Origin of the sequence: Streptomyces sp. NRRL WC-3626 (assembly GCF_000718785.1) — a bacterium.
GTDB lineage: Bacteria > Actinomycetota > Actinomycetes > Streptomycetales > Streptomycetaceae > Streptomyces > Streptomyces edwardsiae.
Genome location: NZ_JOCA01000009.1, coordinates 294,598 through 310,821, shown reverse-complemented (window position 1 = coordinate 310,821; position 16,224 = coordinate 294,598). Strand labels below are relative to the sequence as shown.

The window sequence follows — 16,224 nt, the reverse complement described above, 5'->3', positions numbered from 1 at the left end:
TCCGGGGCCCGCCCCCACCGGCGTCGAGCCGGTGGGGGCGGGGTCGGTCAGTCCTTGATCTCGCAGATCGCCGCGCCCGAGGTGATCGACGCGCCGACCTCCGCCGCCAGGCCCTTGACCGTGCCCGAGCGGTGGGCGTTGATGGGCTGTTCCATCTTCATGGCCTCCAGGACGACGACCAGATCGCCCTCCTTGACCTCCTGCCCCTCCTCCACCGCGAGCTTCACGATCGTGCCCTGCATCGGCGAGGCCAGCGTGTCACCCGAGGCCACCGGCCCCGACTTCTTCGCCGCCCGCCGCTTCGGCTTCGCGCCCGCCGCCAGCCCCGTACGGGCCAGGGACATGCCCAGCGACGCCGGCAGCGAGACCTCCAGACGCTTGCCGCCGACCTCGACGACGACCGTCTCGCGGTCGGCCTCCTCGTCCGCCCCCGCGTCGAGGGCGGCGGCGAACGGCTTGATCTCGTTGACGAACTCCGTCTCGATCCACCGCGTGTGAACCGTGAACGGATCCGCCGAACCGGTCAGCTCCGGAGCGAACGCCGCGTCCCGCACCACCGCACGGTGGAACGGGATCGCGGTCGCCATGCCCTCGACCTGGAACTCCTCCAGCGCACGGGAGGCCCGCTCCAGCGCCTCTTTGCGCGTACGCCCGGTCACGATCAGCTTCGCCAGCAGCGAGTCCCACGCCGGCCCGATCACCGACCCGGACTCCACGCCCGCGTCCAGCCGCACACCCGGCCCCGACGGCGCGGCGAACGTCGTCACCGTGCCGGGCGCCGGCAGGAAGTTGCGCCCCGGGTCCTCACCGTTGATGCGGAACTCGAACGAGTGACCCCGCAGCACCGGATCGCCGTACCCCAGCTCCTCCCCGTCCGCGATGCGGAACATCTCCCGCACGAGGTCGATCCCCGCGACCTCCTCGGTCACCGGGTGCTCGACCTGCAGACGTGTGTTGACCTCGAGGAAGGAGATCGTGCCGTCGAGGCCGACGAGGAACTCCACGGTGCCCGCGCCGACGTACCCGGCCTCCTTCAGGATCGCCTTGGAGGCGGAGTACAGCTGCGCCACCTGAGCGTCCGACAGGAACGGCGCCGGGGCCTCCTCGACCAGCTTCTGGTGCCGCCGCTGCAGCGAGCAGTCACGGGTGGAGACCACGACCACGTTGCCGTACTTGTCGGCCAGGCACTGCGTCTCCACGTGCCGCGGCTTGTCCAGGTAGCGCTCGACGAAGCACTCGCCGCGACCGAAGGCGGCGACCGCCTCCCGCACCGCGGACTCGTACAGCTCCGGCACCTCCTCCAGCGTGCGCGCCACCTTCAGACCACGCCCGCCACCACCGAACGCCGCCTTGATCGCGATCGGCAGCCCGTGCTCCTCGGCGAAGGCGACGACCTCGTCCGCGCCCGAGACGGGATCCGGCGTACCCGCGACCAGCGGAGCACCCGCGCGCTGCGCGATGTGCCGGGCGGCGACCTTGTCACCGAGGTCGCGGATGGCCTGCGGCGGCGGACCGATCCAGATCAGCCCGGCGTCCAGCACGGCCTGGGCGAACTCCGCGTTCTCGGAGAGGAAGCCGTAGCCGGGGTGGATGGCGTCCGCGCCCGATTCACGCGCGGCGTTCAGCACCTTGTCGATGTCGAGGTAGCTGGTGGCCGGAGTGTCACCGCCCAGGGCGAACGCCTCATCCGCGGCGCGGACATGCAGAGCGTCCCGGTCCGGGTCGGCGTAGACGGCAACGCTCGCGATTCCGGCATCCCGGCAGGCCCGGGCAACGCGGACAGCGATTTCGCCACGGTTGGCGATGAGCACCTTGCGCACGATTGAGGCTCCCTCCTTGAAACAAGCCGAGTTTAGGGACTGCCGACACGGCACTTCGACCCGTCCCCAGTGGTGAGCTTGCCCACACGGAGCGTGATACGAGGCTCGCTCGACCCGCGAAATCCCTTGTCGCACCTCGGTACGCAGGACTCCTCCCGAAAACCCTAGCCGTCCTGTGTGGTCAAGGTCTCTGTGAGAGCGTGCTGCGGCCCACTGGGTTTCTTTGTGGAGTCCCTACGAATGGCCCAATGATTCTTTGCCCTCGGCGGAACCCTTGTACCGAGGTTTACCCGTTAGTAGCCTTCGCGACGTCCCGAACATACTCGGGGTAACGGCAAGCGTGCTCGAAAGTGGGTGGGGGCCGGTGGTACGCAGACCGGTGGCATGGGTCGTGGCGCTCGTACTGTTCGCGGAGGCGCTCGGCGTCGCGGCGCTGAACTGGGTGCTGGCCTCCGTCGTCGACCGCCAGGACATGTCGCTGGCCGGGCTCGACCCGGACATGATGTCGACGTCCTCGAAGGCCGGCGGAGTCGTCTTCGGGCTCTACTTCGCGCTGTGCGGTGTGGTGGCCCTGCTCGCCGGCGTACGCGACCGGTCGCCCGCCGGGCTCGGCAGGGTGCTGCTGATCAGCGCGGCGGTGGTGCACGCGCTGCTGGGCGCGGCCACCTGGGGCCTGGTCGGCCCGACCGCGTTCGGCTACATGGTCGTCGTGTTCGCGCTCATCGTGCTGCTGCTGATGACGTACGACGGCCGTCCGCGGCGGCCGGCCGACACCGTGTCCGACGCCGCTCCGGTGGGCGGCGCCGGCGGTGACGGCGCCCCGGTCACGCCTCCTGCGGCGCCCACAGTTCCGTGATGCCGGTGCCGAGGTCGGCGAGGAGCCGCCGGACCAGGGGCAGGCTGATGCCGATGACGTTGCCGTGGTCGCCGTCGATGCCGTCGATGAACGGGGCCGAGCGGCCGTCCAGGGTGAACGCCCCGGCGACGTACAGCGGTTCGCCGGACGCCACGTAGGCGGCGATCTCCTCGTCGGTGGGTTCGCCGAAGCGGACGACGGTGGAGGCGGTGGCGGAGACGTAGCGGCCGCTGACGGTGTCGTAGACGCAGTGGCCGGTCTGCAGGGTCCCCGCGCGGCCGCGCATGGACTTCCAGCGCGCGGTGGCCTCCTCGGCGTCCGCGGGCTTGCCGAGGGCCTGGCCGTCGAGCTCCAGGACGGAGTCGCAGCCGATCACCAGCGCGCCCTTGACCTCGGGCTTCGCCGCGACGACGGAGGCCTTGGCCTCGGCCAGGGCGAGCGCCAGTTCGGCCGGGGTGGGGGCGGTGACGGCGTCCTCGTCCACCCCGCTGACGATCACCTCGGGGTCCAGCCCGGCCTGGCGGAGCAGCCCGAGCCGGGCGGGGGACTGGGAGGCGAGCACGAGTCGCCTGCGGTGCTGAGCGGTCATGTTCCCAGGTTAGCCACCGGGGCCGGGCCGTATCACCGTATGCCGATCGTGAGCATCGCCAGCACCATGGCCAGGGCCAGGAGAACGCTGAGCCGCCGCAGCATGACCTGGGTGTCCCGCAGTTCCTTGGGCGGCTTGTTCTCGGGGTCGGACCACAGCATGCCACCAGCGTGGTGCCTGACCGGCCGGGGTGCCTGAGTACGCGTACTCAAGTGGGGGCGCGGTATTCCGCGCCCCCGTCCGTGTGCCGTCAGCTCGGCCAGTAGGTACGCGTCCACGACGCCGGGCCCGGGTGGGGCAGGTGGTGCGCCGCGATCCGGGACGGGTCGGACCAGGAGTCGCGGGGTGCGGGCGCGCCGGGCGGGACGGCCGACGCCGCCGCGGCGCGCGCCCGGACCACCGCCAGTGCGGCGGCCAGCTCCTCGGGGGTGGGGTTGCCCCGTACGACTTTGATCACCACAGCGGCTCCTTAGAGAGGGATGTTGCCGTGCTTCTTCGGAGGCAGGGATTCCCGCTTCGTACGCAGCTGACGCAGGCCGCGGACGATGTGCCGGCGGGTGTCGGACGGCATGATCACCGCGTCGACGTAGCCGCGCTCGGCCGCGACGTACGGGTTGAGGAGGGCGTCCTCGTACTCCCGGATCAGGCGCGCGCGGGCCTCCTCCGGGTCCTCGGAGCCGGCGATGGCGCGGCGGTGCAGGATGTTGACCGCGCCCTGCGCGCCCATCACCGCGATCTGGGCCGTCGGCCAGGCGAGGTTGAGATCCGCGCCCAGGTGCTTGGAGCCCATGACGTCGTACGCGCCGCCGAACGCCTTGCGGGTGATGACCGTGATCAGCGGGACCGTCGCCTCGGCGTAGGCGAAGATCAGCTTGGCGCCGCGGCGGATGATGCCGTCGTGCTCCTGGTCGACGCCGGGCAGGAAGCCGGGGACGTCGACGAAGGTGATCACCGGGATGTTGAAGGCGTCGCAGGTGCGGACGAAGCGGGCCGCCTTCTCGGAGGCGGTGATGTCCAGACAGCCGGCGAACTGCATCGGCTGGTTGGCGACGATGCCGACGGGCCGGCCCTCGACGCGGCCGTAGCCGGTGAGGATGTTCGGCGCGAACAGCGGCTGCGTCTCGAAGAACTCGGCGTCGTCGAGGACGTGCTCGATGACGGTGTGCATGTCGTACGGCTGGTTGGCCGAGTCCGGGACGAGCACGTCGAGTTCGCGGTCCTCGTCCGTGACCGTCAGGTCCGCCTCCTCGGGGAAGGCGGGGGGCTCGGAGAGGTTGTTGGACGGGAGGTACGACAGGAGCTGCTTGACGTACTCGATCGCGTCCTTCTCGTCGCCGGCCATGTGGTGGGCGACACCGGAGGCGGTGTTGTGGGTACGGGCGCCGCCGAGCTCCTCGAAGCCGACGTCCTCGCCGGTGACCGTCTTGATGACGTCCGGGCCCGTGATGAACATATGGCTGGTCTGGTCGACCATGATCGTGAAGTCGGTGATCGCGGGGGAGTAGACCGCGCCGCCCGCGCACGGGCCGACGACCAGGGAGATCTGCGGGATCACACCGGAGGCGTGCGTATTGCGGCGGAAGATCTCGCCGTACGCGCCGAGCGAGGCCACGCCCTCCTGGATGCGGGCGCCGCCGGAGTCGTTGATGCCGATGACCGGGCAGCCGGTCTTCAGCGCGAAGTCCATCACCTTGACGATCTTCTGGCCGTAGACCTCGCCGAGGGCTCCGCCGAAGACCGTGAAGTCCTGGGAGAAGACGGCGACCGGACGGCCGTCGACGGTCCCGTAGCCGGTGACGACGCCGTCGCCGTAGGGGCGGTTCGCGTCGAGGCCGAAGTTGGTGGAGCGGTGCCGGGCGAACTCGTCCAGCTCGACGAAGGAGCCCTCGTCGAGCAGGAGGTCGATCCGTTCACGGGCCGTCAGCTTGCCCTTGGCGTGCTGCTTCTCGACGGCGCGCGCGGAGCCGGCGTGCGTCGCCTCTTCGATACGACGCTGGAGATCCGCGAGCTTGCCCGCGGTCGTGCGAATGTCGGGCTGCTGCTCTTCCGGCTCGGACATCGGGATGCGGCTCCCTGCCTGCTCAAAAGGGGGGACGGTTACTCATCCGTAGCGTAGTGGGGGGCCTCCTTGTCGGCAGTGCGGTCTTTCCCACACCTAGTGTGGGTTGCATGACGCCCCGAGATGACTCCGCTTCCCCGCACAGCCGGTGGTCCGACCTGGACCGGCCGCCTCTCAACGCCACCGCGCTGCGGCGGGGGCTGGTGCGGGCGGGGCGTCTGTGGCGGGAGGTGGACGTGGTGCAGCGCACCGGGTCGACCAACTCCGACCTCGTGGCCCGCGAGGGTGGCCTCGAGGAGGGGGTCGTCCTCGTCGCCGAGGAGCAGACCGCCGCGCGGGGGCGGCTCGACCGGCGGTGGACGGCGCCGGCCCGGTCCGGGCTGTTCTTCTCCGTGCTGCTGCGGCCCGCCGAGGTGCCGGTCGCGCGGTGGGGGTGGCTGCCGCTGCTCACCGGTGTCGCGGTGGCGACGGGGCTGTCGCGTGCGGCCGGTGTCGATACGGCGCTGAAGTGGCCGAACGACCTCCTGGTCACCGTGGGCGGCGAGGAACGGAAGGCCGGCGGGATCCTGGCGGAGCGGGCCGGGGACGACGGGGTCGTGATCGGCGTGGGGATCAATGTGAGCCTGCGCGCCGAGGAGCTGCCGGTGCCCGGGGCGGGGTCGCTGGCGCTGGCCGGAGCGGTGAGCACGGACCGGGACCCGCTGCTGCGGGCGGTGCTGCGCTCGCTGGAGGACTGGTACGGCCGCTGGCGGGCGGCATCGGGCGACCCGGGCCCGAGCGGCCTCCAGGAAACGTACGCGGCAGGCTGCGCGACACTCGGCCGGAAGGTGCGAGCGGAGCTCCCGGGAGACCGTCACCTGGTCGGCGAAGCGGTCGCGGTGGACGCCGACGGCCGCCTGATCCTGGCCACGGAGTCGGGAGTACAGGAACCGGTGGGCGCCGGCGACATCATCCACCTACGCCCCCACTGACCCCGCACTCCGCGGGCAACCGCATGCAGCCCCCCCCGCACTCCGCCCCCGCACTCCGCGGGCAACCGCATGCAGCCCCCCGCACTCCGCGGGCAATCGTGCCGCAGGGCGGCACGGGTGGGCGCGACGGCACCCCGCAAGCGCCGGGCCGCGCGAACACCCCCCGGCCCCCCCACGCGGAGCAGCCCGCGGACCACGCCCGCGCCGGGCCCCTGCCCCCTCACCCCCGCCCCGACCTCACGGAGTGAGCTGGCGCACACCTGCCGTAGAGTTGAGCCCGGTCGATACCTGGCCATGTCAGATCGGAAGGGCACGCGTGACCGACGACTCGGGTTCCACGGACGCGCAGGGCGTCGGCGAGGATCCGCTTGCCCTGCGTCTCGAACAGCTCATCCTGGGCGCCGAGCGCCGTTACACACCGTTCCAGGCGGCCCGCAGCGCCGGCGTCACCATGGAGCTCGCCACCCGCTTCTGGCGGGCGATGGGCTTCGCCGACGTGGGCCAGGCCAAGGCCCTCACCGAGGCGGACGTCCTCGCCCTGCGCCGCCTCGCCGGTCTCGTGGAGGCGGGCCTGCTCAGCGAGGCCATGGCGGTGCAGGTGGCGCGGTCCACCGGCCAGACCACCGCCCGACTGGCCGAATGGCAGATCGACTCGTTCCTGGAGGGGCTCACCGAACCCCCCGAGCCCGGTATGACCCGTACCGAGGTGACGTATCCGATCGTCGAACTGCTCCTGCCCGAGCTGGAGGAGTTCCTCGTCTACGTCTGGCGGCGCCAGCTCGCCGCCTCCGCCGGCCGGGTCGTCCAGGGCGCCGACGACGAGGAGATGGTCGACCGGCGGCTCGCCGTCGCCTTCGCGGACCTCGTGGGGTTCACCCGGCTGACCCGCCGGATGGAGGAGGAGGAGCTCGGCGAACTCGTCGAGGCCTTCGAGACGACCGCGGCCGACCTGGTCGCCGCGCGCGGCGGCCGGCTCATCAAGACGCTGGGCGACGAGGTGCTGTACGCCGCCGACGACGCCGGTACGGCCGCGGACATCGCGATGCGGCTGATCGAGACCATGGCGAACGACGAGACCATGCCCGAGCTGCGCGTCGGCATGGCGTTCGGCACGGTGACCACCCGGATGGGCGATGTGTTCGGTACGACCGTGAACCTGGCCTCCCGGCTCACCTCCATAGCCCCCCGCGACGCCGTACTCGTCGACAGCGCCTTCGCCGAGGAGCTGATCCGCACGGGTGACGCCCCCGCCTCCGAGGCGGCGGCGTCAGAGGCGGTGGCCGCGGCGGAGAAGGAGGGCGAGGAGCCGCCGGTGTACCGGTTCGCGCTCCAGCCGATGTGGCAGCGGCCCGTGCGCGGCCTGGGCGTCGTGGAGCCGTGGCTGCTCACCCGCCGCAACGGCGCCGCCGACCCGTCGTCGTCCTAGAGCCTGTCCGGCATTCCGGTCTGCCGCGCGAGGCCATGCACGCACGCGGCGGCCGGCCACCGATCAGCCGCGTCAACAACCCTGCGGGTCAATACACCTGGTCCCCGACGTCCGGGAGGCTCAGGTTCAGACCGCCGCCCACGCAGACACCGATGATCGGTACGCAGAGCCGGGGGCCCGGGGCGGGGTCGTCCGGCCGCGGTGGGGGCGGGTCGTGCGAGGGCGGTGGCGTGTGCTCCGGGCCGCCGCTGCTCGGTGACGGGGACGCGGGCGGGTCCGGTCGGCGGGACGGCGCGGGTGTCGCGGGTGCGGTGACCGGGCCCGGGTCCGCGGCGGTCGTGAGGGACCGGGCCGTCGACGAGCGCTCCGGCGCGGCGAGCGGTGCCGGATTCCTGCCGCCCAGTGCCGTGGGCGAGGACGGACTCGTCTCCGGGACGGGTACGGCGGCAGGGCTCGCGGTCGGGGAGGCGACGGGGGCGCCCGAGTCCGTATGAGGGACGGGGCGCGGGCCCGCCTCCGTACCGAATTCCGGGCCGCCGCCCTGGGTGGTGGCCAGGCGGACCAGGGTCACGGCGCTCGCGGCCACGGCCAGGCTGCCCGCGGCCAAAAGGACCCGGCGGGGACGCGGCTTGCGGTGGCGGCCCCGGAAGCGGGAGGCGCCTGGCGGTGGTTTCTCGGTTGTCGGTGTCATGGTGATCCCTCCCCCGCGTGCACGCCCCCCGGTGCGCCGCGGTGTGCGCACGCTATGCGCTGCCGTGGGGGTCGGGGGGCCGAAGTCGGCGCGATGTCACTCGAACGGGTGGACGGGGGGTGACAAGGGAACCGGCCGTGCGCCCTTTTCCCCGGCGGGGCGGGCTGCGATGATCGGCGCGAGCGGAAGTTAACCCACGTTAACCGGAGGACGGCGATGAGTGAGGAACGGTTCGGGGAGTTCGTGCTGGTGCGCCGGCATGAGCGGGGGCATGTCGCGGAGCTCGTCCTCGACCGGCCCAAGGCCATGAACGCCGTGTCGACGGCGATGGCCCGCTCCATCGCCGGCGCCTGCGCGGCCCTGGGGGAGGACCGGAGCGTACGGGCGGTGGTGCTGAGCTCGTCGCACGAGCGGGCGTTCTGTGTCGGGGCCGACCTGAAGGAGCGCAATTCCTTCAGCGACGCCGACCTGGTGCGCCAGCGGCCCGTGGCGCGCGGCGCGTACACCGGGGTGCTGGAGCTGCCCGTGCCCACGGTCGCGGCGGTGCACGGGTTCGCGCTCGGGGGCGGATTCGAGCTGGCCCTGTCGTGCGACGTGATCGTCGCCGACCGTACGGCGGTCATGGGGCTGCCCGAGGTGTCCGTGGGCGTGATTCCGGGCGGCGGCGGTACGCAGTTGCTGCCCCGGCGCGTGGGAGCGGCCAGAGCCGCCGAGCTGATCTTCACGGCACGCCGGGTGGAGGCCGCCGAGGCCCGGGAGCTGGGCCTGGTCGACGAGCTGGTGGAGGAGGGGCGGGACCGGGAGTCGGCGCTCGCCATGGCGGCCCGGATCGCCGGGAACTCGCCGGTGGGACTGCGGGCGGCCAAGCGGGCGCTGCGGCTGGGGCACGGGCTGGATTTGGCCGCCGGGCTGGAGGTCGAGGACGCCGCCTGGCGGTCGGTGGCGTTCTCCGGGGACCGGGCGGAGGGAGTGGCCGCGTTCAACGAGAAGCGCAGGCCGCAGTGGCCGGGGGAGTAGGCCGGTGAGCCCCGTTCGCACCTTCCGATATCCCGATTGGCCCTGAATCTTCCTAATCTGGAGAGATGGGTGAGGAGAGGCGGCTGGCGGCCGTGGTGGCGCTGGCTCAGGGCATGGCCGCCGCGCACGGCTCGCGGGAGGCCTGGCAGGCCGCGGCCGGTGGCGCCTGCCGGGCGCTGGGCGGGAGCTTCGCCGCCCTGTCGGTGTGGGAGCGCGAGCTGGGGCGGCTGCGGGTGCTGGTGAACGTGGGGGAGCTGGCCGAGGGGGAGGAGGAGTTCCCGGAGGACGAGTCGTATCCGGTGCATCAGTTCGCCGAGATCACCGAGTTCCTGCACGAGCGGTGGGCGGGCGGCGGTGAGCCCGACGCGTGGGTGGAGACCGCCGGGGGCTCCTCGGCGGGGCAGGCCGGCTACTGCCACCAGCGGGTCGTGGCGCTGCGGCGGCGGGGGCGCGGCTGCTGTGTGGTCGCGCCGATCGTGCTGCACGGGCGGGCCTGGGGCGAGCTGTATGTGGCCCGGCCGGCCGGGGTGCCCGTCTTCGGGCGGGGCGACGCCGACTTCGCCACCGTGCTGGCCGCCGTCGTGGCCGCGGGGATCGCGCAGACCGAGCGGCTGGAGGAGGCCCGGCGGCTGGCGTACACGGACTCGTTGACCGGGCTGGCGAACCGGCGTGCCGTCGACGCGCGCCTCGACGAGGCCGTGGAGCGGCACCGGCGGGACGGGGAGGTCGTCAGCCTCGTGGTGTGCGATCTGAACGGGCTGAAGCGGGTCAACGACACGCTGGGCCATGCCGTCGGGGACCGGCTCCTCGAGCGGTTCGGGAGCGTGCTGTCGCTGTGCGGCGCCATGCTGCCGGGGGCGCTGGCGGCGCGGCTCGGCGGGGACGAGTTCTGCCTGCTGGTGGTGGGGCCGCCGGCCGACGAGGTCGTCAAGACGGCCGAGGAGGTGTGCCGGCGGGCCGTGGAGCTGGGGATCGGGGACGGAGTCGCCTGCGGGGTGGCGTCCACCGAGGATCCCGTCGGGCCGGTGCGCTCCGCCCGGCGGCTGTTCCGGCTGGCCGACGCGGCGCAGTACCGGGCCAAGGCCGAGCGGGCCGCGCATCCCGTGGTGGCCGGCCGGGAGGGGCCGGGCGATCCCGTCGTACGGCTCGCGGACGAGCCCTCGCGGGCGCCGGACGGGGAGCGGCGGCGGTTCCGGGGACGGCATTCGCCGTAGCGTGCGGGTAAGGGGCGCGGGGGCGATCCGGTGGTGACATCATCGAATTCAGTGCGTACGCTCCTGAATATGGATATGCACACTGTGGTGGTGGGGACCTCCGGCGTGACCGCGTCCGATGTGCTCGCCGTGGCGCGCGGCGGGGCCCGCGTCGCACTGTCGGCGGAGGCGGTGGCCGCCCTCGCCGCGTCCCGCGGGGTCGTGGACGCGCTGGCCGCGAAGCCGGACCCCGTCTACGGGGTGAGCACCGGTTTCGGCGCCCTGGCGACCCGGCACATCAGTCCCGAACTGCGGGCGCAGCTGCAGCGCAACATCGTCCGCTCGCACGCCGCCGGAATGGGGCCGCGCGTGGAGCGCGAGGTCGTCCGCGCCCTGATGTTCCTGCGGCTGAAGACCCTCTGCTCCGGGCGCACCGGCGTCCGGCCCCAGGTCGCGCGGGCGATGGCCGACGTGCTGAACGCCGGCATCACCCCGGTCGTGCACGAGTACGGCTCCCTCGGCTGCTCCGGCGACCTGGCCCCGCTGTCCCACTGCGCCCTCGCGCTGATGGGCGAGGGCGACGCGGAAGGCCCCGACGGCGGTGTGCGTCCGGCCGGTGAACTGCTCGCCGAGCACGGAATCCGGCCCGTCGAACTGCGCGAGAAGGAGGGGCTCGCCCTTCTCAACGGCACCGACGGCATGCTGGGCATGCTGGTCATGGCCCTCGCCGACCTGGAGCTGCTGTACAAGTCCGCCGATGTCACGGCCGCCCTCAGCCTGGAGGCACTGCTCGGCACCGACAAGGTGCTCGCCCCCGAGCTGCACGCCATCCGCCCGCACCCCGGCCAGGCCGCCAGCGCCGCCAACATGCTGGCCGTACTGAAGGATTCGGGGCTGACCGGGCATCACCAGGACGACGCGCCCCGGGTCCAGGACGCCTACTCGGTGCGCTGCGCCCCGCAGGTAGCCGGAGCCGGCCGGGACACCCTGGCGCACGCCAGGCTGGTCGCCGAGCGGGAACTCGCGGCCGCCGTCGACAACCCGGTCGTACTGCCCGACGGACGGGTGGAGTCCAACGGCAACTTCCACGGGGCGCCGGTCGCCTATGTCCTGGACTTCCTCGCCATCGCCGTCGCCGACCTCGCCTCCATCGCCGAGCGGCGCACCGACCGGCTGCTGGACAAGAACCGCAGCCACGGACTGCCGCCGTTCCTCGCCGACGACGCCGGCGTGGACTCCGGGCTGATGATCGCCCAGTACACGCAGGCCGCCCTGGTCAGCGAGCTGAAGCGGCTCGCCGTACCGGCGTCGGCGGACTCGATCCCGTCCTCGGCGATGCAGGAGGACCACGTCTCCATGGGCTGGTCGGCGGCGCGCAAACTGCGTACGGCCGTCGACAACCTCACCCGGGTCGTCGCCGTCGAGCTGTACGCCGCCGCGCGGGCCGTGGAACTGCGCGAGGGACTGACCCCGGCGCCGGCCACCCGGGCCGTCGTCGCGGCCGCGCGGGAGGCGGGAGTGGGCGGGCCCGGACCGGACCGCCATCTGGCCCCCGACCTGGCGGCGGCGGACGCCTTCGTACGGGACGGGCGGCTGGTGGCGGCCGCGGAGACGGTCACCGGGCCGCTGAACTGAACCGGCCGGGGCCCGGCGGTCGTTCCGCCGGGTCCCGCGCGCGCGTTGTCTCAGAACTCCAGACGTTCCCGGCGTACCGAGTAGACGACGAACCCGGCGCCGAGGAGGAGGCAGGTCGTGCCGCCGGCGATGTACGGAGTGCTGTCGAAGCTGCCCGTGTCCGCGAGGCGCACGTCATCGCCGACGCCGCTCCGAAGTGACGCGGACGTGGTGGTCGACATGACTCTCGCCTGCTCCGTGACCTGCGGAGACGGGTCTGTCTGAGTCGCGTCCGACACCGAGGTGGCGTTCGCGGACGGGACGAACCACAGGGCGCAGAGCAGGGTGCCCGCGGCAGTGGCGGTCAGCAACGGACGGAGCGCGGATGACACGGAATATCGATCCCCTTGTGGCACTGGCGAATTGGCCGTGTGGGGCGATGTTAGTGAACAGTGCGGGTCACAGGAAAGTCACGGGGGCCACGGGCCGTACGCTCCGGTCATGAGCACCCCAGAGACATCACGTTTTGTACGGCTTCGCGTGGAGCTCGTCCTCGAGATCGAGGACGAGGACGCGGTGACCAAGGCGGCCCTGAGCCGGATCGCGGACGACGAGAGCATGCCGGACGAGGAACGGGCACACGCCGAGAGCGCTGTGACGGAAGACACGGCCGAGGCCCTCGCCCAGCTCGTCGACCCGTTCGACCTCGTCGGCGAGGTGCCGGGCGTCGAACTGCTGCAGGCGTCCTGGAGCGGTGAGGAGGTCGACTACGACCCCGATTCGGCGGAATGGGACCTCGACGAGGACGATGACGACGAGCCCTACGACGAGGAAGAGGGCACGGAACGCGTCGGCTGAGGGATCTTGGCGAAATCGTGATCCCGGGCGGCAACCGCCGCCCGGGTGACGACGTCTCAAGCGACGGAGCACGAGCGGCGCCCGCACCGTCCGCCCCGTGGACGTGGCGAGCCCCACATCCACGGGCCGTGGGGAACGGCGACAGCCGGTCGTAGCGTTGAAGGTTGTGGACGAGGTCCCTCTGTCTTCGTACGAGGGCTCGTGGGGTTGGGATTCGGCAACGATGGAGAAGCGTGTGATGACGGACGGTAAGCGGCGGCGCAGGGGTCTGGCGGCCGCGTCCGCTCTGCTCGGCGGAGTGCTGGTGCTCTCGGCGTGTTCCGGCGGTGACGACGGCGGCTCCGACAGCGGCAAGGGCGACTCGCAGGCACAGGTCGACGAGGCGGCGGCGAAGAAGTCCTCCCAGGCGCAGATCAAGATCACGCCGAAGGACGGCTCCAACAACGCCTCCATCAACAACTCCGCCGCCGTGACCGTGGCCAAGGGCACGCTCACCGAGGTGAAGATGACCACCGCCGAGGGCACCGCCGTCGCCGGTGAGATATCCGCCGACAAGAAGACCTGGAAGCCCAGCGCCCAGCTGGAGCGCGCCACCACCTACAAGCTGTCGGCCACCGCCGAGGACTCCGAGGGTCTCGCCGCCCACGAGAACGCGTCGTTCACCACGGTCGCCCCCGACAACAGCTTCATCGGCACCTTCACCCCGGACGACGGCACCACCGTCGGCGTCGGCATGCCCGTGTCGATCAACTTCGACAAGGCCATCACCAACAAGGCCGAGGTGCAGAAGGGCATCACCGTCACCAGCAGCAGCGGCCAGGAGGTCGTCTGCCACTGGTTCAACGCCAACCGCATGGACTGCCGGCCCGACGAGTACTGGCAGGAGGACTCCACCGTCACGCTGAAGCTGGCGCTCGACGGTGTCGAGGGCGCGGACGGCGTCGTCGGGGTCCAGCAGAAGACGGTCACCTTCAAGATCGGCCGTAACCAGGTGACGTACGTCGACGCCAAGACCAAGCAGATGAAGATCACGCAGGACGGCAAGACCGTCCGCAGCATCCCGATCTCCGCCGGGGCGCCGGACAACAAGACGTACGAGGGCCAGATGGTGATCTCCGAGAAGTTCAAGGAGACCCGGATGAACGGCGCGACGGTCGGCTTCACCGACGACGACGGCAAGGGCGAGTACGACATCAAGGACGTGCCGCACGCCATGCGGCTGAGCACCTCCGGCACCTTCATCCACGGCAACTACTGGGGCGCCAAGTCCATCTTCGGCAGCGTCAACACCAGCCACGGCTGCGTGGGCATGTCCGACGCCAAGGGCGCGAACGACCCGAGCACGCCGGGCGCCTGGTTCTACGACAACTCGATCGTCGGTGACGTGGTCGTCGTCCAGAACACCGGAGACAAGACCATCGCCCCGGACAACGGCCTCAACGGCTGGAACATGAGCTGGGAGCAGTGGAAGGCGGGCTCGGCGGTCTGACGCCGGCCGCGCACGCGGCACCCACCCCACCACACCCGCCGATGCCGCCGTCCGCCCCGCAGGGGGCGGGCGGCGGCATCGGCCGTCTTCTCATCGGGCTCTTATCGGTCGCTTATCGCTTCATCACCCGGCGTCCCTACCTTGCGGCCATGTTCTTCACCTACCTGAGGCGCGAGTTGCGCCGCCGCAGAAAGGCGGCCCTCGTCGTCGCCTCCGGTCTCGCCCTGGGCATCGCGCTGGTCGTCGTGGTCAACTCCGTGTCCTCCGGCATGAGCAGGGCCCAGGAGAAGGTCCTGCAGTCCCTGTACGGGCTCGGCACGGACATGACGGTCACCAAGGCCGCGGAGGCCCAGGACACCGGAGAACGGCCCCGGTTCCGCTTCGACGCCCAGGACGACGGCTCCGGCGAGGAGCAGAGCAGCGACCGTGTCATGGTGCAGGGCTTCCAGACCCTCGCGGGCTCCACCGTGGGCAAGGTCGGCGAACAGGACGGTGTCGCCGACGCGGTGGGCGGACTGAGCCTGCAAGTCCTCAAGGTGAGCGGCGAGTTCACCCGCGGCCAGTTCCAGCAGGACGGCCGGGGCGGCGAGGGCGGTCAGGGCGGCGGCCCCGGCGGCGGCCAGTCCTCCCCGCAGGGCCGGGTCCAGGGCGGCGGCGCCGACTTCGACGTCAACAGCTACACCGTCTACGGCACCGACGTCACCGAGCCCGCCCTCGGCCCGCTGACCTCCTCCGAGATCACCGACGGACGCACCTTCAGGACGACCGAGACCGACGCGAAGGTGGCCGTCGCCGACTCCGCCTACGCCAAGGAGAAGAAGCTCGCGACCGGTGACACCGTCACCGTCAAGGGCGTCACGTACGAGGTCGTCGGCATCGCCACCGCCACCAGCGGCGACGCGGCGGCCAACCTCTACCTCCCCCTGAAGCAGGCGCAGACCCTCGCCGACGCCAAGGACAAGGTCACCACGATCTATGTCAAGGCGACCGACTCCCAGCGCATCGACAGCGTCAAGTCCGGTATCCAGAAGAACATCTCCGGGACGACCGTGACGACCTCCGCCGACCTCGCGGACACCGTCTCCGGCTCCCTGTCCACCGCCTCCTCGCTCGCCGCCGGGGTCGGCAAGTGGCTGTCGATCGTGGTGCTCGTGGCCGCGTTCCTCGTCGCCGGCCTGCTCACCTCGTCGGCCGTCTCCCGCCGGGTGCGCGAGTTCGGCACCCTCAAGGCGCTCGGCTGGAAGTCCGGCCGGGTCACCCGGCAGGTGGTCGGCGAGTCCATGGTCCAGGGCCTGATCGGCGGCGCCCTCGGTATCGCGCTCGGCCTGGCGGGCGCCTACGCCGTCACCGCCGTCAGCCCCACCCTCCAGGCCCAGCTCGGCGGCAGCGGCGGCGGTGGTGGCGGTGTGGCCGGGCCCGGCGGTGGCGGCGGCATGGGCGGCCCCGGCCGGCAGACGGCGTCCAAGACCCTCGAGGTCGCCCTCACCGCCCCGGTCAGCCTCACCACCGTCGCCCTTGCGGTCGGCCTCGCCGTGGCCGGCGGTCTCGTCGCCGGCGCCTTCGGCGGCTGGCGCGCCTCCCGGCTGCGGCCGGCCGACGCGCTGCGCCGCGTCGAGTAGCACCCGCCCGGCACCGGCACCG

General features: G+C 72.1%; 16 protein-coding genes. 9 read left to right on the top strand and 7 right to left on the bottom strand.

Going from position 1 to position 16,224, the window contains the following annotated elements:
- Nucleotides 1–47: 47 nt before the first annotated feature.
- Nucleotides 48–1,820, bottom strand: coding sequence for an acetyl/propionyl/methylcrotonyl-CoA carboxylase subunit alpha (locus IF28_RS0117180; RefSeq protein WP_030220610.1), 1,773 nt, complete (start codon nucleotides 1,818–1,820; stop codon nucleotides 48–50).
- Nucleotides 1,821–2,184: 364 nt separating this feature from the next.
- Between IF28_RS0117180 and IF28_RS0117175 the strand changes: the two genes are divergently transcribed.
- Nucleotides 2,185–2,676 carry a hypothetical protein gene (locus IF28_RS0117175; protein WP_037893441.1) on the top strand — a complete coding sequence of 164 codons (492 nt, stop codon included), beginning with the start codon at nucleotides 2,185–2,187 and terminating at the stop codon, nucleotides 2,674–2,676.
- Here the strand turns inward: IF28_RS0117175 and IF28_RS0117170 are convergent.
- The 4 genes from IF28_RS0117170 to IF28_RS0117155 all read right to left on the bottom strand — a co-directional run bounded on the left by IF28_RS0117170 (nucleotide 2,645) and on the right by IF28_RS0117155 (nucleotide 5,324).
- Entirely contained in the window at nucleotides 2,645–3,265 is a 621-nt protein-coding gene (locus IF28_RS0117170) for a Maf family protein (protein WP_030220604.1), read from the bottom strand. The two genes, IF28_RS0117175 and IF28_RS0117170, sit on opposite strands and share 32 nt — an antisense overlap.
- A 32-nt stretch (nucleotides 3,266–3,297) precedes the next feature.
- A complete protein-coding gene (mmpB, locus tag IF28_RS40190; RefSeq protein WP_106982071.1) occupies nucleotides 3,298–3,426 on the bottom strand; it encodes a morphogenic membrane protein MmpB in 129 nt (42 codons plus the stop codon).
- A gap of 89 nt (nucleotides 3,427–3,515) precedes the next feature.
- Nucleotides 3,516–3,725: an acyl-CoA carboxylase epsilon subunit gene (locus tag IF28_RS0117160; RefSeq protein ID WP_030220602.1), complete on the bottom strand. Its 210-nt coding sequence runs from the start codon at nucleotides 3,723–3,725 to the stop codon at nucleotides 3,516–3,518.
- Between the two features lie 9 nt (nucleotides 3,726–3,734).
- A complete protein-coding gene (locus IF28_RS0117155; protein WP_030220599.1) occupies nucleotides 3,735–5,324 on the bottom strand; it encodes an acyl-CoA carboxylase subunit beta in 1,590 nt (529 codons plus the stop codon).
- A gap of 110 nt (nucleotides 5,325–5,434) precedes the next feature.
- On the opposite strand from IF28_RS0117155, the gene IF28_RS0117150 reads away from it, so the two are divergent.
- Both IF28_RS0117150 and IF28_RS0117145 read left to right on the top strand, forming a co-directional pair.
- On the top strand, nucleotides 5,435–6,295 hold the full coding sequence (locus IF28_RS0117150) for a biotin--[acetyl-CoA-carboxylase] ligase (protein WP_030220597.1): 861 nt from the start codon (nucleotides 5,435–5,437) through the stop codon (nucleotides 6,293–6,295).
- Nucleotides 6,296–6,611: 316 nt separating this feature from the next.
- Nucleotides 6,612–7,721: an adenylate/guanylate cyclase domain-containing protein gene (locus IF28_RS0117145; protein WP_030220594.1), complete on the top strand. Its 1,110-nt coding sequence runs from the start codon at nucleotides 6,612–6,614 to the stop codon at nucleotides 7,719–7,721.
- 88 nt (nucleotides 7,722–7,809) lie between these two features.
- On the opposite strand, the gene IF28_RS39215 is transcribed toward IF28_RS0117145, so the two are convergent.
- Entirely contained in the window at nucleotides 7,810–8,412 is a 603-nt protein-coding gene (locus IF28_RS39215; RefSeq protein ID WP_158713691.1) for a hypothetical protein, read from the bottom strand.
- A 216-nt stretch (nucleotides 8,413–8,628) separates the two neighbouring features.
- Here IF28_RS39215 and IF28_RS0117135 point away from each other — a divergent pair, with 216 nt between their 5' ends.
- From IF28_RS0117135 to hutH, 3 genes are all read left to right on the top strand, one after another.
- Entirely contained in the window at nucleotides 8,629–9,429 is an 801-nt protein-coding gene (locus IF28_RS0117135; RefSeq protein ID WP_030220592.1) for an enoyl-CoA hydratase/isomerase family protein, read from the top strand.
- Between the two features lie 65 nt (nucleotides 9,430–9,494).
- On the top strand, nucleotides 9,495–10,643 hold the full coding sequence (locus IF28_RS0117130; RefSeq protein ID WP_030220591.1) for a GGDEF domain-containing protein: 1,149 nt from the start codon (nucleotides 9,495–9,497) through the stop codon (nucleotides 10,641–10,643).
- Nucleotides 10,644–10,718: 75 nt separating this feature from the next.
- Nucleotides 10,719–12,257 carry a histidine ammonia-lyase gene (gene hutH / locus IF28_RS0117125; RefSeq protein WP_030220588.1) on the top strand — a complete coding sequence of 513 codons (1,539 nt, stop codon included), beginning with the start codon at nucleotides 10,719–10,721 and terminating at the stop codon, nucleotides 12,255–12,257.
- A gap of 50 nt (nucleotides 12,258–12,307) precedes the next feature.
- Here hutH and IF28_RS0117120 read toward each other — a convergent pair whose 3' ends face one another.
- On the bottom strand, nucleotides 12,308–12,628 hold the full coding sequence (locus tag IF28_RS0117120; protein WP_199809003.1) for an LAETG motif-containing sortase-dependent surface protein: 321 nt from the start codon (nucleotides 12,626–12,628) through the stop codon (nucleotides 12,308–12,310).
- Between the two features lie 109 nt (nucleotides 12,629–12,737).
- Between IF28_RS0117120 and IF28_RS0117115 the strand changes: the two genes are divergently transcribed.
- The 3 genes from IF28_RS0117115 (at nucleotide 12,738) to IF28_RS0117105 (ending at nucleotide 16,202) form a co-directional block, all read left to right on the top strand.
- On the top strand, nucleotides 12,738–13,094 hold the full coding sequence (locus IF28_RS0117115; protein WP_078621221.1) for a hypothetical protein: 357 nt from the start codon (nucleotides 12,738–12,740) through the stop codon (nucleotides 13,092–13,094).
- Nucleotides 13,095–13,332: 238 nt separating this feature from the next.
- Complete coding sequence (locus IF28_RS0117110) at nucleotides 13,333–14,583, top strand: L,D-transpeptidase (protein ID WP_030220579.1); 1,251 nt, start codon at nucleotides 13,333–13,335, stop codon at nucleotides 14,581–14,583.
- A 149-nt stretch (nucleotides 14,584–14,732) separates the two neighbouring features.
- Nucleotides 14,733–16,202, top strand: coding sequence for an ABC transporter permease (locus tag IF28_RS0117105; RefSeq protein WP_030220576.1), 1,470 nt, complete (start codon nucleotides 14,733–14,735; stop codon nucleotides 16,200–16,202).
- Nucleotides 16,203–16,224: the final 22 nt, after the last annotated feature.

Excerpts from the sequence above, each read along its gene's own strand:
- IF28_RS0117115 (WP_078621221.1), top strand. The coding sequence starts at position 12,738 with ATGAGCACCCCAGAGACATCACGTTTTGTACGGCTTCGCGTGGAGCTC.
- IF28_RS0117110 (WP_030220579.1), top strand. The coding sequence starts at position 13,333 with ATGACGGACGGTAAGCGGCGGCGCAGGGGTCTGGCGGCCGCGTCCGCT.
- IF28_RS0117150 (WP_030220597.1), top strand. The coding sequence starts at position 5,435 with ATGACGCCCCGAGATGACTCCGCTTCCCCGCACAGCCGGTGGTCCGAC.
- IF28_RS0117155 (WP_030220599.1), bottom strand. The coding sequence starts at position 5,324 with ATGTCCGAGCCGGAAGAGCAGCAGCCCGACATTCGCACGACCGCGGGC.
- IF28_RS0117105 (WP_030220576.1), top strand. The coding sequence starts at position 14,733 with ATGTTCTTCACCTACCTGAGGCGCGAGTTGCGCCGCCGCAGAAAGGCG.
- mmpB (WP_106982071.1), bottom strand. The coding sequence starts at position 3,426 with ATGCTGTGGTCCGACCCCGAGAACAAGCCGCCCAAGGAACTGCGGGAC.
- IF28_RS0117135 (WP_030220592.1), top strand. The coding sequence starts at position 8,629 with ATGAGTGAGGAACGGTTCGGGGAGTTCGTGCTGGTGCGCCGGCATGAG.
- IF28_RS0117130 (WP_030220591.1), top strand. The coding sequence starts at position 9,495 with ATGGGTGAGGAGAGGCGGCTGGCGGCCGTGGTGGCGCTGGCTCAGGGC.
- IF28_RS39215 (WP_158713691.1), bottom strand. The coding sequence starts at position 8,412 with ATGACACCGACAACCGAGAAACCACCGCCAGGCGCCTCCCGCTTCCGG.
- hutH (WP_030220588.1), top strand. The coding sequence starts at position 10,719 with ATGCACACTGTGGTGGTGGGGACCTCCGGCGTGACCGCGTCCGATGTG.
- IF28_RS0117170 (WP_030220604.1), bottom strand. The coding sequence starts at position 3,265 with ATGACCGCTCAGCACCGCAGGCGACTCGTGCTCGCCTCCCAGTCCCCC.